Raw genomic sequence first — 16,417 nt, forward strand, 5'->3', positions numbered from 1 at the left:
AACATCTTTTTTCATTTTTCTGCAATTTTTTTACGAAAATTACATTCTCTAAATCTTATTATTTCCTTTCGCCCATAACACCATAATTACTTACGCCCAAAATCGCCCCCTCGCGGCATACACTATAATGATAAAAAGGTTCTGCAATCATTCCTACAAACAAGAAAGAGCCCTGTCGACTCTTTCTTGTTTCATACTATCCTGCTATACACTAATTTTTCTTTTTATATCTTAATGCTGTCAAACTTCCCGTTGCAGCCATCATCATAATAAGCCAGATTGTCACCTGTGTTGCGTCGGCTGTCTTTGGATTTGCTGCCCCTCCCCCATTATTTTCAGGTGCATGGGTATTTTGCATCTTCTTGATTGCATCTAAGTTCTTCTGAACCTGCTGCAATTTTGTCTTTAATTGGGCCAGTTCCTCTTCCGTATAGTTTTGTTTATATAATTTTTCCGCTGTCTCTAAGTCCCTTTTCGCATTTTCCAGCACAGTTTTGTCTGTTACTTTTACATTATCCGTATTGATTTTGTCTGCTTTTTTAATATTTTCAGTCTGTAACGCCTGTTGCGCCGTAGAAATTCTTTCTAAGAGCGCTTTCGTATGCTCTAATACCTTGTTTACCTGATTTTTCTGTTCTTCGCTTATATCAGGATTTGACAATAATTCTTTGCCTTTTTCATCTAACAACCGGATTTTTTCCGTATCTGAAGATTTTGCCGTTTCTACTCTATATGCCTGTGCATCTTTTTCTAAACGTGTAATCTCTTCTGCAAGATATGTTCCCGCCGGCTGCTCTATCGCTCTTACCTTTGTGTCCAACTCCATTTTCAGTCCCTGTGCCTCTCTTCTGTCGCGCAGAGCCTGAATTGCACTCAAATTATCTATAGGAGCATCATCTGGAGAAACAATCGGTTTCAATTCTTTAAACACAGAACCTTCCAGCGTCGCACAATATTCATTGACACAAACAGGATATTTTTTCTCTGTGTCATAAATGGAAATCGGTTCTCCCCGGTCTGTTGTTATGGAAGTTACTTTCACTTTGCCGTTCACTTTTTCGTAAGTGGCAGTAATTCCCGAAAATTGGTCGCCAAAATTAGAACTGTCATTTGTTCCAAGCAAAGCGTTCTCCAGCTGTTGTGCCATCTGTTTTCCTGTTATTTCATATGTATAAAGTCTGTTTCCAAACGGTGTGATTGTATAAATGTCTGCCACGGTAACGTTTCGTGTTGACGCCCCTTCTTCCAACAAAATATCCGAGCGTATTCCCCCGCTGTTTGTAAATGCCGCAACTGTATTTTGTTCTTTTGTTGCGTCCAACATCAATCCTGCCAGCCAGTTTCCCGCTATGGAAGTTGTCGTTCCCTCCTGAATAGGTGTTTTTGTAATATTTTTATCTACCGTGCAGAGAACTTCATACATTTCATCTTTTACCTCGTCCCATGCCGCCTGACTGATTTTTGTGATTTCTTTATCCAAATGTGGATTATTCCCATTCTGATAATACAGATTCTGCAAATTTTCTTTCGCAGTTGTATCCACATATGTCGGATCTATCACTTCAACATCATTGTTCTCCGGATTGATTTTTACTTCCGCAGTTGCGTAGCCGTATGCTTTTGAATTCCCCTGAATATAGTCAATTCCATTTTTTGCCGTTCCCACATTTTTTTCATGTGAGTGTCCGCCCAAAACCAAGTCCACCACGTCCGGATTCATCGCCTCCGCAATCGGTCCCGGCTCGCCATGTGCCAAAACCATTACTACATCTGCTTTTGTTTTTTCTTTTACTTCTTTTGTTCTTTCACTAAGTTTATTTAAGTCTCCGTCAATTTTATATGGCGCTATCTGTGAAGCCTTTATATCGTTTGAGTAATCTTCCACATATCCGACAATCGCTATATCATATTTTCCTTTTTTCACTACAGTATAGTCCTGTGTAAAAGGAACTCTCTGACCATTTTCTTTATAATATAGATTGTTTGCCAAAACAGGAATATCCGAATCTCCTTTATAATTTCCAATTTCGTACGGAGCCATTGTTCCTTTTTCATCTGCTACATACTTTTTCACGTCCCAATCAAACTCATGATTTCCAAGAGCAACAGCATCGTATTTCATTTTGTCATAGGCAGCACGCATAGGCGCTCCAAAAGTTAAATTTGAATGCGGCGTACTTTGATAAATATCTCCGCCGTCCAGCAAAAGTACTCCTTCGTATTCACTGTTTGCGCGTGCATCGTTCACAAGTTTGGCAATATATGCAAGCCTGTACTGGAAAGTTTCTTCCTTATATGTAGAAACATCAGTAATATATCCATGAACGTCCGTTGTTTCAAAAACCTTGATAGTATCCCAGTTTGCATATGGATTATTATTTTCTGCCTGCACCTGCGGAGCATTAACAAGCAGCATTGCCATAATCATTAAAAATGACAGTAGTGTTTTCTGTTTTCTTTTCATTCAATTTTCCTCCCTTTTTTCATATCCATAACCAGTTACACTTACACACAATGTATTCTCCCACGCTTTCCACCTTTCTGTTTATATTTGTGTGTCTCACTTTTTTACCGCTCTCTTTTTCTGTATTATATAATGGCTTCCGGCCAAATGTAAACAGTATTAAGTTTTCTTTAGAAATACAAAAAGATTGCACAATTGCGCAATCTTTTCACCTTAAGTGTGTCTATATATTTAGTGAGGTTTAAACCCTTCCCCCCTCACTTCATTTGATTCCATTGTAATTAAGAAAGCTTCTTCGTCCACTTCTTTAACCGCTTTTTGTACCATATGCATTTCCTTATTACTGCAGGCACACATAACAACTAATTTCTCTTCTCCCGAATAACTTCCTACGCCGCGCAGAAATGTTGAACCTCTCTGTGTCAGTTCATCAATTCGTTTTGCAACTTCATGTCCGTGGTCTGTGACAACCAATGTCATTTTTCCAGCATCAATACCGTACATTACTTTATCTACAACAACGGAAAGGATATAAGTTAAAATCAGACCGTAAATAATACTGTCCACGTCTCCAAAAAGAAGTCCTCCAAGTCCTACAATAATTACGTCTGTAATAAATGTAATTTTTCCAATGGATAAATGTGGTCTCAAAGCACGAACTGACATGATAATAAAGTCTGCTCCCCCTGTAGATGTATTTCTCATATAAATCATGGCATAACCTAAACCTGAAAATACTCCTACGCAGATGGCAGATAACATTCTGTCTCCCGAGTATACCGGCAGCATCGGTGCAACATAGTCCATAAGCGGCCATGCAATAATCATTGTTTTAATGGATCTTAACAAAAATCCTTTTCCCAATAATTTGTAACACATAATAACAATCGGGATATTTAATATGATTGTCATCGTACCGATTGGCAACCCAAATAAATGATAAAAAATCATGGCAATTCCTGAAATTCCCGCTACAGGAAATCCTGAATTTGCCGCAAAATTATATACTCCAATGGCAATTAACAGGTTTCCGACAATATCTACCAAAATATCAATAGCAAACTCTTTTCTTCTGTTTTTCTCCATACTCTCTTCCTTTCCTATTTTACATTTACTTCTTGCTAAACCTAAAAAAGAGCAAAGCAAATTATAATATTATAATTCGCAATCGCTCTTTTACTATTATAGTATATTCTTCCTTTAATTAAATGTCAATATTTTTCTTTTCCTTAAAATATAAAATCATTTCATTTGTAAGGCTGATATTTCTTTCCGTTATCGGAATATCTTCACGTTCAAACCACTCTGCCAGCGCCAACTCTTCTTTGTCCAGCGTAATCTTATCCTCTCCGTCCAAGTCCGCAAAAAAACCTAAAAGAAGCGTATCCGTAAAAGACCATGGCTGGCTTTTGTAAAATCTTATATTTTTTACTTTCAGTCCTACCTCTTCCATAACCTCACGTTTAACCGTTTCTTCTATTGTTTCTCCTATTTCCGCATATCCCGCTATCAGGGCATATTTTTTATATTCCCTTCCCGCGTATTTTGACATCAAAAGTCTGTTTCCGTCTGTGACACCTACGATAACTGCCGGGGAAATTTTCGGATATTCCATTTGGCCGCAGTGTTCACATTTTAACATTCTCTCCCTGTCATCTTTTACCATTTTCCTTCCGCATCTTCCACAAAATTTGTGAGACTGATACCAGCGGTGTAACTGGCAGCCCGTAATTCCGGCAAACGCAAGATGCTGCGGCTTCAATCTGCGAAACATTTCCGCATCTTTCCAACAATATCCTTCTATGTCCCCGTAGAAATCTTCTGCCAGATAAAAAGACTGATTATCGACAGAAAATAAATATGTGCATTTTTCACACAGAGCAGAATCATACAATTCCATTTCCCCAAAGGTCGGAAAGCAAATTTCCTCACTCTCCTTTAACAGCGCCTCACGCCCCTTATAAATCAAGAGAAAACTTTCTTTTTGTGGGGCTTTCGGTTTATATTCATTCCTATAAATATGTGGATATATATCCTGTATCATCTCATCATCTCCATTATCTTTATATAGACTTTTTTTATTTTCAACGCTAAAATTATTTTATAACAAATCAGAAAGGATTAAAAGAATGAAAATAGTATTTTTAGATGCAAAAACAATTGGTGATGATATAAATCTGTCCTCCTTTGAAAAATTAGGAGAAATCGTAAAATATGATTTTTCCACTCCGGAGCAGATTCCCGACAGAGTAAAAGATGCCGATGTCCTTATTTTAAACAAAGTTGCCATTAATCACTCTACAATTCACACTGCAAAACATTTAAAACTTGTCTGTGTCACTGCAACCGGTACAGATAATTTAGATAAAGAGTATCTTGAAAAAAATCATATCGCATGGCGTAATGTAGCCGGATATTCTACGAATTCAGTTGCACAGCACACTTTTGCCATGCTGTTTTATCTTTTAGAAAAATTGAATTATTATGATGGCTATGTAAAAGGCGGCCATTATGTAAACGATAGGATTTTTACGCATTTTGAAGAAAAATTTTCGGAAATCGAAGGAAAAACGTGGGGTATTATCGGTCTTGGAAATATCGGACGGCGTGTCGCACAAATCGCAGAATGTTTTGGCGCAAATGTAATTTATTACTCCCCTTCAGGAAGCCCCGCACAGAAGGGATATCATCAGGTAGATTTTGATACCGTTCTGACTCAATCTGATATTTTGTCCGTACACGCACCTCTCACTGATAAAACGAAAAATTTAATGAATAAGTCGGCTTTTGCCAAAATGAAATCTTCCGCCATTTTTCTCAATCTCGGCCGGGGAGCAATTGTTGTGGAAAGTGATTTAGCGTACGCATTGGAAAATCAGTTGATTGCCGCTGCCGGCCTGGACGTTCTTTGTACAGAACCGATGGAGGCCGAAAATCCTTTGCTGCAGATAGAGGATAGTCGAAAACTGCTAATTACACCGCACATTGCATGGGCAAGCATAGAGGCGCGCACAAGATTAATGCACATTATTTTGAATCAAATCAAAGAATTCTTTCATATTTAAAGGAGATGCAACCGCATCTCCTCATCTACTTCTTAAAACCGGACAGAATAAATCCGATTGCTCCCGCAAAAATACTGAAATCACCTATATTAAACGTGATGTCCGTCAGTTTTTTCCATTTTGTTTTAAATCCAATATAATCTACAACATATTTTCTTTTTATTCTGTCATACAGGTTGCTGACCGCACCGCCAATCAGAAAACTTAAACTGATTTTTTCCAATCCGTTTTTATGTTTTCCAAACAGACACAGAGCATAGACAGCCACTATTCCCGTCATCACAATTGAAATCCATTTGACTGCTTTTGGGTATCTGTCCAGCATATTTAACGCCATTCCCTCATTATGTACGTGACGCAACAGAATCTTCCCTCTGCAGACAGGAATCTCTTCTCCCCGCTTAATCTTTTTTTCTACCCGGCTTTTTATCCATAAGTCGAGAATCGCTATTCCGACAATCGACAAACAACAAATAATCAGCATAATTAATCCTCAAAAATATCTTTCATCTCATATTCACAGACTTTGATTTCCTGCTCTCTTTCGGCAATGTTTTCGCATAACTCCAAAAAATCTTCGTCCTGTACCTCTCCTTTTTGGTAACGTTCATAAACGATGCGCCCCAAGTCTCTAAAGTCTCTTCTGTTGCTTCTCTCTAAATTGCGGATTTTTCCTTTAATCTTCTGTGTTTCCACAACTTCTCCTGCTCTTTTCCCCACAGTCTCCGCTGTTTCACTAATTCTATCCACAATATCTTCCCATAAATCTTTCATCTTCCCGTTTCCCCTTTCTTAAAACGACTTTAATTCATCAAACGTTTTGTATAAATCTAAAGTTCCATATCCCCACAATCTGTTCGGATATTCTTCCGAGTCTATACGATTCGTTCCCAAAATCAGCAGATTTTTAATTTGTACTGTATCCACATTCCTTCTGCCAATCTGATAGTAGAGCCATTCCATTAACAGGGCAGATGCTCCCGCTGTGATTGCAGCCGAAATACTGGAACCGCTTCTTTCTGCGAACTGATTCCGATTTGTAACTCCCATCACATTCACTCCGGGCGCTGCAAAATCCGGCTTTAAAGTTCCATTTCTAGTATACCCTCTTCCCGAATCAATGGCAATACTATTATTATTGCCATTATAGTTTGCCGCTGTCATCACAGTCCATACACACCCCGGTTCCGTAATTGTCCAGTCCGGGTTAGAAAGTAAAAAATAAACCTCTCCTTTTAAAAACTCCGTCACAGGCAGCCACATGTGAAAAATTCCATCTGCAACCTGTATCGCTTCCACTTCTATTCTCCAAATTCCTTCTACCGCATTTTCAAACCGGATAAATGCCAATTCTGAATTTGTCCTTTCCACAAGCAAGCGATAATCTACATACACCGTCGTCCTCTCAAATACAAAACTGTGTACAAAAGTACTCTCACTTTGTTTCACTGTAGGAAACGGAATTTTTTCTCCCGCCGGAGAAATGATAGACACCATAAAAATGTTAGGAATATCCGTCCACATTTCCAGAGTAAATCCCTCTCCTCCCCTTTCCACACGAATTTCAACTGAATCTTTATCTCTTCTCTCCTCCAGTTTCCCGTAATAGTGATGCCTTTGATTTGCCTCATTTCCGCCGCCCAAAACAACTGCCATATTATGCTCATTAGAATAATAAGAAAGTAAATTTCCAAGAGGAGACGTTCCATTATGGTCTCCTAAATTTGTCCCGAGAGGTATACAAAAGATAAGCGGCATCTGATTTCTGTCTGCCAGTATTTCCAGATACCGCATGCCGAGCATAATGTCGTTTTCCTGATAACATTTTGCATCTTCATTAATAAAATAAAATTGTTTTAAATAATTTTTTGCCTCTTTTAATTTTACGATGCCAAAGGTTGCTCTTGGCGCCGCCCCAAGAAAATCTTCCTCCACATTTTCTCCCCCGCCCGCTATACTCGCAACAAACGTCCCATGCCCGTCCGTGTCTGTTGTCGGAACGATTTCCTTTGGATTATCGCTTCGCAGCGCCTCATCAATCTCCTCTCTGACATATTCACTTCCATATAAAAATCCTTCCGGTTCTCTTCCCGTCTGTATTGTCTGATCCCATATCCCTGCAATCCGTGTCGTTCCGTCCGCATTTCTAAACAAAGGATTTTCATAATCAATACCCGTGTCAATAATCCCAATCATCACTCCTTCGCCTTTCAGCCTTAATGTAGGATAATTTTGCACCTGAGTAATTCCCGCTTGATTTAACGTTTCCGTCCCCAATAAAGTATAGCACTTCGGAATACTCCCATAACTAAATCTCTCCAGATTCACAGGATCTCCAAAAATTTTATTTATATAAATAGCGCGATAATAAAATCCTATCTCCTGTTCACATACCCGGCTCGTTGAAATCTGCTCCAGAAAATAGGGGTTCTCCCTCTCATAAATAAAATCCCTGAAATCTTCTGATAAAATCTGTTCTTTACATAACGCTACGTCTTCTAACATATTATTCCTTTTTATTTTCAATGTATGAAAAGGTAATAGAAGATATGAAAATTTTTATTGTCATCACTTGGAGTTTGAACATACTCAAAAAAATAGGTGAAAATCTNNAGATTTTCACCTATTTTTTACCTTATTTACAAGTTTATTTTTCTTCACGCATTCCACGAACACTGTCATCATATTCCGCAAACTTGTTGCTTCCCGCATAATCTGACGGTTGTGCATTTGCCGGTGATGATTTGAATACAAGTTTTAATAAAATCGGTGTAATAATTGTTGTGATAACGACAACGATAATAACCGGTCCTAAGAAGTTAGAACCCAAAAGTCCTAACGCTTCTCCCTTGCTTGCTACAATCAATGCCACCTCACCACGGGAAATCATACCCACACCAATTCTCTTACACTGATAGTTTTCATAACCGCAAATTTTTGCTCCCAGACCACAGCCGACAATCTTTGTTAAGATAGCTATGATACATAATAAGACTGAGAACACAACAACGGCAACCGACATCTTAGGTAATACTACTTTTAATCCGATGCTGGCGAAAAAGATTGGTGACAATAACATATAAGATAATGTATCAAACTTTGATGCCACAAAAGCCGAACGTGAAGTATTTGAAATAATTAAACCTGCAATAAACGCTCCCGTAATATCCGCAACTCCGAATCCGACTTCCGCAATAAATGCCATTAATAAGCAGAATACGAAGGCAATGATTGCATGTCTTCTAAGTGGTTTATTTGAAGTCTCACTCCATTTTTTAAATAATTTGTAAAACAGAACGCCGATAATACCCGCAAACACAAAAAATCCTGCAATTTTCAATAATACGACTGCAATACTTACCGATGAATCCGCCATACTTGTTACAATTGTAAGGGCAATAATTCCTAAAATATCATCAATAATTGCCGCTCCTAAAATCGCATTTCCTGAACGTGTTTTTAATTTTCCAAGTTCTTTTAATGTTTCTACCGTAATACTTACCGATGTAGCTGTCAAAATAATTCCAATGAAAATATTCTGTAAAAAGATATTGCAACTTGCATCTGAAGAAATCAATTCCGGTTTATTGAAGAAATATGCTATTGCAAATCCGCCAATCAGGGGAACGATAACACCGCAAAGCGCGATTACAAATGATGCTTTTCCACTCTCTTTTAATTCCTTAATATCTGTCTCCATACCTGCGCAGAACATCAAAACGATAACGCCGATTTCTGCAATTTCATGGATAAAACTAGTTTCCGTTAATATGCCAAGCATTGCCGGCCCTAATACAAGTCCCGCCAATAGCGCTCCTACAACCTGTGGCATTTGTACTCTTCTCGTTGCAAGTCCAAGCACTTTCGTACTTAACAGAATAATTGCAACGTCCAACAAATAACGATACTCTTCCATGTCTTACATCTCCTTGTCTTTTCTCTTCTCTTCAAAATCTTATTCAGATTACACCCATTGGAGAGGTTTTGCAACCGTCATTTTTTACAATTTTTTTAATTATTTAATTGTTTTTTTATAACTTTTGTTCGATGGCGGCCTGTCCGCGAAGAGTAATTACCGGACCTCCTGTTCCCTCTATGTATGCTTTTGTAATAGTTACCTGTCCAATATTATCGTCTTTTGGAATCTCGTACATAATGTCCAACATAAATTCTTCAATAATTGCGCGAAGCGCTCTCGCACCCGTATCTTTCTTCATCGCTTTTTCTGCGATTGCACCTAATGCCTCCTCATCAAATTCCAATTTCACCTCGTCCAGTGCGAGTAATTTCTGATATTGTTTTAAAATTGCATTTTTAGGCTCTTTTAAAATTTTAACCAATTTATCTCTATCTAATCCCTGTAAAGTAAAGATAACCGGAAGGCGTCCGATAAATTCAGGAATCATTCCAAAGTTTCTAAGGTCTTCCACTTCCACTTTCTCTAACAGATTTTTATCATTATTATACTTGTCTTTCAAATCCGCCATAAAACCTACAGACGCCTGCTTGTTCAGACGCTCTTTAATGATTTCCTCTAAGTCCGGGAATGCCCCTCCACAGATAAATAAAATATTTTTTGTATTTACAGTAGTCAACGGAACCATCGCATTTTTGCTGTTTGCTCCTACAGGTACTTCCACGTCACTGCCCTCTAACAGTTTCAACATTCCCTGCTGTACGGATTCACCGCTTACATCTCTCTGGTTTGTATTTTTCTTCTTTGCGATTTTATCAATTTCATCAATGAAAATAATTCCCTGTTCCGCTTTTTCCACATCATTATCTGCTGCCGCCAGCAACTTGGAAACAACACTCTCAATATCATCACCGATATATCCCGCCTCCGTGAGGGAAGTGGCATCGGTAATGGCTAACGGAACATCTAAAAGGCGTGCCAGTGTTTTCACAAGATATGTTTTTCCGCAGCCTGTAGGCCCAATCATCAACATATTAGATTTTTCAATCTCAATATCGTCCATCGTATTTGTGGCAACTCGCTTATAATGATTATAGACTGCAACCGCCATTGCCTTTTTTGCATGTTCCTGCCCTACAATGTACTCGTCCAGACTCGCCTTAATCTTGTGAGGTGCCGGAATATTTTTAATGTCCAACGCAGGTTTCGCCTCTTCTTTTGGCTTTTTCTTTTTTACTTTCTGCTGTTTTGGCATCATGTTTTCCAAATCTTCCACATTCATTACCTGTATCCCCGGTATGTTCATTAATTTGCTGTAGTCAATCTGTCCATTATTCATCGCATCAAAACTTTTCTGCATACAGTCTGAGCATACATGGATATGGTTAGGCAATTCTATCATTTTCCCCGCTACACTCTCCGGACGTCTGCACATAAAACAGAATTTTTCATATTCTTCTTGTTTATCATTTGTTTCCTGTAATTCAGTATCTTTTACATTATTCTCGTTCTCTAACATATTATCCCTTTCTTAACATTTCCAAAAATTCTTCCTCTGAAATAATCGGTATTCCCAGTTCCCTCGCCTTTTTATTTTTAGAAGAAGTTGATGCTGTATCGTTGTTGATTAAATAATTTGTCTTAGAAGTAACGTTTCCCGTCACTTTTCCACCTTTACTCTCAATAACTTCCTTTACCTCATTACGATTTGCAAAATGATTTACGCTTCCGGTAATAACAAATTGGATTCCGTCAAAAATCTGTTTTCCTTCCTCCGCGCTCTCCTTCGGAATCGTAAGTTCCCTGAGAAGATTTTGAAACTCTTTTCTGTGTTTCTCTACAGAAAAGTATTCTACAAATGTTCCGGCAATCACTTCTCCCACACCGTCAATCTGATTTAGTCTTTCCGGCGTGGCATTCATAATTTCATCTGCATTATTTTGAAATTCTTTACAAATCATCTTCGCATTTGCCAAACCGATATTGGCAATTCCCAGACTGTAAATCACTTTCGGCAAAGTTGTCGTTCTTGCCTTTTCAACGCTTGCCTGCAGTTTATTATACGACTTTTCTCCGAATCCTTCCATAGACTTTATTTTTTCTTCATATCTGTCCATATGGAAAATATCCGCATACTCTTTTATAAATCCTTCCAGAATAAATTTTTCTAAAGTTGCCTCCGACATTCCATCGATATTCAGCGCATCTCTGCTCGCAAAAAGCGCAAAAGATTTTATCCGTTTTGCCTGACACTCAAGATTTGTACAATAAAGCGCCTTTGCGTTATTCACTTTCCTGATTTCTGTCTTCTCCCTGCACACCGGACAGACGTCGGGAATATCTTGCACTCCGCTTCTTGTGAGATTCTCGGCAATCTGAGGGATAATCATATTCGCTTTATATACCTGTATCGTATCGCCAATGCCAAGTTCCAGTTCTTCCATAATACTTATATTATGGACACTTGCACGGCTCACCGTTGTTCCTTCCAACTCCACTGAATCAAATATGGCAACCGGATTAATGAGTCCGGTCCTTGACGGACTCCACTCAATTTCACGTAAAGTTGTCTCTCGAATTTCGTCTGCCCATTTAAACGCAAAGGAATCTCTTGGGAATTTCGCCGTCGTTCCAAGCGACTGTCCATACGCAATATCGTCATAGACAAGCACAAGTCCGTCTGACGGAAAATCATTTTTCTCTATTTTATGCGCAAACATTTCCACCTTTTCTTCTATATCCGCGCTTGTCACTTCCTCATGCTCAACTACATCAAACCCCTGCTGCGAAAGCCATCTCATCTGCTCATTTCTTGAATTTTTAAAATCTACGCCTTCTGCTTTTACAAGAGAAAAAGCAAAGAATCTTACATTTCTCTTTGCGGTAATTTCATTATTTAACTGTCTCACGGAGCCGCTGCATAAGTTTCGGGGATTTTTGTATTTGGCATCTGCGTCCTCAATTTCTTCGTTAATTCTCTCAAAATCTTTATAGCCGATAACCGCCTCGCCCCGAAGCACCAGTTCTCCTTTATAAGAAATATGCAACGGAATATTTTTAAACACTTTCGCATTGTTTGTTATGACTTCCCCCACTTCTCCATTGCCTCGTGTTACCGCCTTTTGAAGTTCTCCGTCACGGTATGTCAGCACAATGGTAAGTCCGTCCAGTTTCCATGAAATAACCGCTTTCTGATTTCCCAAAAATTCTTTCAGACTGCTTACTTCTTTTGTCTTATCAAGGGAAAGCATCGGTTTTTCGTGCCGTTCTTTTGGCAGTTCGCTTAACACCTCATATCCTACATTTACCGTAGGGCTGTTCGACAGGGTGACATTTAATTCTTTCTCTAATTCTGCCAACTCATCATATAACTTATCATATTGAAAATTGCTCATAATCTCTGTCGCACCCTGATAATAAGCCTTTCCCGCCTCATTCAGCAATGCGATCAGTTCCTGCATACGTTTTTTCTTATCTATCATACTTTACTCCTATTTCTATTCTATAACGGTTTCATTTGATGAATCTTTAATCAGTTCATAAAGTTCCCTGATTTCATCGTCTGTCACCTCTCTATATTCTCCCGGTTTTAAACTGCCCAGTTGGATATTCATTACACGCACTCTTTCCAGTCTTGTCACCTTATATCCAAAATATTCACACATTCTGCGAATCTGACGGTTTAATCCCTGTGTCAGTACAATATTAAATTTGTATTTTCCAATCGCTTTTACTTTGCACGGCCTTGTCACCGTATCTAAAATCGGAACTCCCTGCCCCATTTTTTCAATAAATTCCCGAGTGACCGGCTTATTCACCGTCACCTTATATTCCTTTTCGTGTCTGTTTCCGGCTCGCATCATCTTATTGATAATATCTCCGTTATTCGTCATAAGCAGAAGCCCTTCTGAATCCTTATCTAATCGTCCGATATAAGTTATTCTTGTCGGATAATTTAAAAAACGGATAATGTTGTGCTTCTCTTTCTTCTCTTCCGTACAGACAATTCCTGCCGGCTTATTGACCGCGAGCAATACCATCTCATTCCCTTTATGAATGACCTTTTTCCCGACTTTTATTTCCTGCGCCGGTGAAACTCTCATTCCGGTCTCCGCACGTCTGCCGTCCACGAACACTTTGCCCGCCTCTATCAGCCTGTCCGCTTCCCTTCTTGAGCAGACACCTGCCTCACTTAAAAATTTATTTAAACGAATCAATTCTTCCTTCATTTTTATTCTCCCAAGCATATAAACAGTTAGGTTTATGATACTGTTTTACTTTCAAAAAGTCAATCTTTCTGCTATAATATAACGGATAGTAAAATTTAAAAAGGAGCAGATTATGAATATCAAATCATTTACGGAAGAACCTGTTTCCAAAATCTTTTTTCGTTACCTTTTCCCGTCTATATGCGGAACAATGGTAACGTCTATTTATGTGCTGGCAGACACAATTATTATCGGAAAGGGAATCGGCGCAGACGCAATGGCTGCTTTAAATATTGTATTACCGCTTTTTAATGTTTTCTTTGGAACAGGATTGTTATTTGGAGTGGGCGGCTCCGTGTTAATGTCTATCGCCAGAGGGAAAGGTGATTATCAGACAGGAAACCGTTATTTTTCTACCGCCGTACTGTTAAATGCTGTTATCAGCATCATCTATATGATTATTTTCCTTATTTTTATGGAGGATATGGCACGTTTTCTCGGTGCAACAGAAATCACTTTACCATATATTATGGACTATGCTCCATATGTTATTTGGGGACTTGGGTTTTTCTCCTTCTCCACATTTTTACAGACATTTGTCAGAAATGACGGCGCACCTAAACTTTCCATGATTGCCGTAGTAACCGGCGGTATTACAAATGTATTTTTAGACATTCTTTTTGTGTTTACATTTGATATGGAAATGGCAGGCGCCTCCATTGCAAGCGTTATTGGGACAATCATTACAACCTGTATTTTGCTTTTCCATTTCTTCTCAAAAAGAAACGGATTGCATTTTACTTTAAAAGGACTTTCTTTCTCCTTCGTGAAACAGATTTTCAAAAACGGATTTACCAGTTTCATTTTAGAAATGTCCGCGGGAATTGTTATGTTTTTCTTCAACATACAGATTTTGAAATATATCGGCGACATCGGGGTAACCATGTATGGCGTTATCGCAAACACTTCTATTGTTGTTGCCTGCCTGTGTAACGGAATCAATCAGGCCTCTCAGCCGATTATTTCCATTAATCACGGGGCAGGATTAGACGAGCGTATCCGCACCGTAAAAAAACTGGGATTAAAAACCGCTTTTATCATTTGCTCTGTCCCTGCAATCCTCGGACTGATTGTGCCAAATATGTTTACAAATATTTTCTTAAATCCAAATGCCGAAATACTGGCTCTTTCCTCAACGGCAATCCGCATTTATTTTACGGGATTCTTCGTTATCGGAATTAATATGTTTATTGTGGGATATTTTCAATCTACGGTAAAACCGCAGCTTTCTCTTTCTCTCTGCCTGATAAAAAGTTGTGTATTGAGCGTACTGTTTGTCTATATTCTTCCACTTTTCTTCGGAGTGACCGGCATATGGGCCGCCGTACCTTTGGCTGAATTTATCACACTTGGACTCGGTATTTATTTTCTCAAACGGAGGTAAAATTTTATGATTTTGTTATCTATCTCAGAAGTGAAGGAATTTATGTCCAAACTTCTTCTCTCCGATACCTTTGATTCGTTTCTTTTTATCGAGGGAGAGATAGTTACGTTCAATACTTTTTCAATAAACGGATATTTACAAAAAGACTTTTTTGACAAAGATATGATCCCCGAACGCAATTATTCCCTTTGGAAGGAGTTAAGAGAATATTGCTTTTCCCTTATCCGCGGAAAGCGTACTCCTCTTCGGTTTAAATTTGTCTTCGGACTGTCTGAACCTAATATTGAAAAACTTTTAAGACAGCAGGGACTGTCTTTCACTCCCCAAGATGTGCAGGGATTATACTTAAATATCTCTTATGACGGACATTCCCTCCGATGTGTTACGGGAACTTCCATGAATCTGTTCACTTTGGATAAGTCTTTAGAGGAGGCTTGGGATAAAATGGTACAGAAATTTTTTGTGCAAAAGGAAATCAGTTTTGAATTAATGTAAGCGGTCAAACGGAGGATACACAAATGAGAAAAGTCAAAAAATTTTTTATATTAATCGGCAGCTGTCTGCTTTTAACGGGCTGCTCTTCTTCTCTGGTGCCATCGGAAATAACTTCCTTTTTGCAGCCTGCAAAGCATATTTCTCCGGAAATCACATTGTCGGCAGACGCTTTTGTGAAACCAAAACAATATACCGTCGCAATTGACGCCGGACACCAGCAAAAAGGAAACTCTGAACTTGAGCCGATTGGCCCCGGCGCTTCCGAAAGGAAAGCCAAAGTTGCCGGCGGCACGTCCGGAATATCAACGAAGGTTCCTGAATATCAACTCACATTAGATATTTCGCTTCTGTTAAAACAAGAGTTGTTGAATCGGGGATATGAGGTCATTATGATCCGCGAGCAAAATGAGGTCAACATCAGTAATGCTGAGCGGGCAGAAATTGCAAACCGCTCCGGTGCAGATATTTTCATTCGTGTACACGCAAATGGAGATAACAATCGCTCCGTATCCGGTGCGCTTACCATTGCTCCTTCCCAAAATAACCGTTATGTAAAAGACATCGCCGTTGCTTCCCGAAAGTTGTCTGAGTCCATTATCGCGTCTTACTGTGATGCAACCGGTTTTAAAAACAGGGGAGTGCTTACCAGCGATACAATGAGCGGCATAAACTGGTGTAAAATTCCCGTCACCATTATCGAACTTGGATTTATGACTAATCCGGCTGAAGACAAGAACATGCAAAACACAAGCACACAAAATCTCATGGTCTCCGGAATTGCCAACGGGATTGATGCTTATTTCAAATAATCTATTAAAAAAAGGA

At 38.9% G+C, this 16,417-nt stretch carries 14 protein-coding genes; 4 read left to right on the forward strand and 10 right to left on the reverse strand.

Translation table 11 applies throughout. The features are described from left to right. Positions 1-211: 211 nt before the first annotated feature. The 3 genes from ACYQ35_RS10800 to nudC form a co-directional block, all read right to left on the reverse strand. The gene (locus ACYQ35_RS10800) at positions 212-2,464 is read right to left on the reverse strand and encodes a bifunctional metallophosphatase/5'-nucleotidase (protein WP_459833408.1); all 2,253 of its coding nucleotides are present in this window, start codon (positions 2,462-2,464) and stop codon (positions 212-214) included. A gap of 231 nt (positions 2,465-2,695) precedes the next feature. Continuing rightward, positions 2,696-3,550, reverse strand: a complete 855-nt coding sequence (locus ACYQ35_RS10805) for a YitT family protein (RefSeq protein ID WP_009462390.1) — start codon at positions 3,548-3,550, stop codon at positions 2,696-2,698. Positions 3,551-3,668: 118 nt separating this feature from the next. After that, positions 3,669-4,508 (reverse strand): NAD(+) diphosphatase, encoded by an 840-nt coding sequence (gene nudC, locus ACYQ35_RS10810; RefSeq protein ID WP_009462389.1) that lies wholly within the window; start codon positions 4,506-4,508, stop codon positions 3,669-3,671. Positions 4,509-4,593: 85 nt separating this feature from the next. On the opposite strand from nudC, the gene ACYQ35_RS10815 reads away from it, so the two are divergent. Beyond that, positions 4,594-5,529, forward strand: coding sequence for a D-2-hydroxyacid dehydrogenase (locus ACYQ35_RS10815; protein ID WP_459833413.1), 936 nt, complete (start codon positions 4,594-4,596; stop codon positions 5,527-5,529). A 25-nt stretch (positions 5,530-5,554) separates the two neighbouring features. Here ACYQ35_RS10815 and lspA read toward each other — a convergent pair whose 3' ends face one another. From lspA to rluF, 7 genes are all read right to left on the reverse strand, one after another. After that, positions 5,555-6,013, reverse strand: a complete 459-nt coding sequence (gene lspA, locus ACYQ35_RS10820; RefSeq protein WP_009462387.1) for a signal peptidase II — start codon at positions 6,011-6,013, stop codon at positions 5,555-5,557. A gap of 2 nt (positions 6,014-6,015) precedes the next feature. Next, positions 6,016-6,303: a hypothetical protein gene (locus ACYQ35_RS10825; RefSeq protein WP_459833421.1), complete on the reverse strand. Its 288-nt coding sequence runs from the start codon at positions 6,301-6,303 to the stop codon at positions 6,016-6,018. Positions 6,304-6,321: 18 nt separating this feature from the next. After that, positions 6,322-8,034: a S8 family peptidase gene (locus ACYQ35_RS10830; RefSeq protein ID WP_459833426.1), complete on the reverse strand. Its 1,713-nt coding sequence runs from the start codon at positions 8,032-8,034 to the stop codon at positions 6,322-6,324. A 142-nt stretch (positions 8,035-8,176) separates the two neighbouring features. Next, positions 8,177-9,445, reverse strand: coding sequence for a cation:proton antiporter (locus ACYQ35_RS10835; RefSeq protein WP_459833429.1), 1,269 nt, complete (start codon positions 9,443-9,445; stop codon positions 8,177-8,179). A 115-nt stretch (positions 9,446-9,560) separates the two neighbouring features. Further along, positions 9,561-10,964, reverse strand: coding sequence for an ATP-dependent Clp protease ATP-binding subunit ClpX (gene clpX / locus ACYQ35_RS10840; RefSeq protein ID WP_009462383.1), 1,404 nt, complete (start codon positions 10,962-10,964; stop codon positions 9,561-9,563). Position 10,965: 1 nt separating this feature from the next. Beyond that, a complete protein-coding gene (gene ligA / locus ACYQ35_RS10845; RefSeq protein ID WP_459833433.1) occupies positions 10,966-12,927 on the reverse strand; it encodes an NAD-dependent DNA ligase LigA in 1,962 nt (653 codons plus the stop codon). A gap of 15 nt (positions 12,928-12,942) precedes the next feature. Continuing rightward, complete coding sequence (gene rluF, locus ACYQ35_RS10850; protein ID WP_009462381.1) at positions 12,943-13,674, reverse strand: 23S rRNA pseudouridine(2604) synthase RluF; 732 nt, start codon at positions 13,672-13,674, stop codon at positions 12,943-12,945. Positions 13,675-13,786: 112 nt separating this feature from the next. Between rluF and ACYQ35_RS10855 the strand changes: the two genes are divergently transcribed. Genes ACYQ35_RS10855 through ACYQ35_RS10865 form a run of 3 tightly spaced genes read left to right on the forward strand, consistent with a single transcriptional unit; the run spans position 13,787 to position 16,401 of the window. Then, positions 13,787-15,097 (forward strand): MATE family efflux transporter, encoded by a 1,311-nt coding sequence (locus ACYQ35_RS10855; RefSeq protein ID WP_459833438.1) that lies wholly within the window; start codon positions 13,787-13,789, stop codon positions 15,095-15,097. A 6-nt stretch (positions 15,098-15,103) separates the two neighbouring features. Then, positions 15,104-15,592 (forward strand): DUF5721 family protein, encoded by a 489-nt coding sequence (locus ACYQ35_RS10860; protein WP_009462379.1) that lies wholly within the window; start codon positions 15,104-15,106, stop codon positions 15,590-15,592. A gap of 23 nt (positions 15,593-15,615) precedes the next feature. Next, positions 15,616-16,401: an N-acetylmuramoyl-L-alanine amidase gene (locus ACYQ35_RS10865; protein ID WP_009462378.1), complete on the forward strand. Its 786-nt coding sequence runs from the start codon at positions 15,616-15,618 to the stop codon at positions 16,399-16,401. Positions 16,402-16,417 lie beyond the last annotated feature (16 nt).

Source organism: Faecalimonas hominis (assembly GCF_054660755.1).

Bases quoted from the DNA above. Each gene is read 5' to 3' on its own strand.
- ACYQ35_RS10830 (WP_459833426.1), bottom strand. From the start codon at position 8,034: ATGTTAGAAGACGTAGCGTTATGTAAAGAACAGATTTTATCAGAAGAT.
- ACYQ35_RS10815 (WP_459833413.1), top strand. From the start codon at position 4,594: ATGAAAATAGTATTTTTAGATGCAAAAACAATTGGTGATGATATAAAT.
- ACYQ35_RS10805 (WP_009462390.1), bottom strand. From the start codon at position 3,550: ATGGAGAAAAACAGAAGAAAAGAGTTTGCTATTGATATTTTGGTAGAT.
- nudC (WP_009462389.1), bottom strand. From the start codon at position 4,508: ATGATACAGGATATATATCCACATATTTATAGGAATGAATATAAACCG.
- ligA (WP_459833433.1), bottom strand. From the start codon at position 12,927: ATGATAGATAAGAAAAAACGTATGCAGGAACTGATCGCATTGCTGAAT.
- ACYQ35_RS10860 (WP_009462379.1), top strand. From the start codon at position 15,104: ATGATTTTGTTATCTATCTCAGAAGTGAAGGAATTTATGTCCAAACTT.
- ACYQ35_RS10855 (WP_459833438.1), top strand. From the start codon at position 13,787: ATGAATATCAAATCATTTACGGAAGAACCTGTTTCCAAAATCTTTTTT.
- lspA (WP_009462387.1), bottom strand. From the start codon at position 6,013: ATGCTGATTATTTGTTGTTTGTCGATTGTCGGAATAGCGATTCTCGAC.
- ACYQ35_RS10825 (WP_459833421.1), bottom strand. From the start codon at position 6,303: ATGAAAGATTTATGGGAAGATATTGTGGATAGAATTAGTGAAACAGCG.
- ACYQ35_RS10865 (WP_009462378.1), top strand. From the start codon at position 15,616: ATGAGAAAAGTCAAAAAATTTTTTATATTAATCGGCAGCTGTCTGCTT.
- rluF (WP_009462381.1), bottom strand. From the start codon at position 13,674: ATGAAGGAAGAATTGATTCGTTTAAATAAATTTTTAAGTGAGGCAGGT.
- ACYQ35_RS10800 (WP_459833408.1), bottom strand. From the start codon at position 2,464: ATGAAAAGAAAACAGAAAACACTACTGTCATTTTTAATGATTATGGCA.
- ACYQ35_RS10835 (WP_459833429.1), bottom strand. From the start codon at position 9,445: ATGGAAGAGTATCGTTATTTGTTGGACGTTGCAATTATTCTGTTAAGT.
- clpX (WP_009462383.1), bottom strand. From the start codon at position 10,964: ATGTTAGAGAACGAGAATAATGTAAAAGATACTGAATTACAGGAAACA.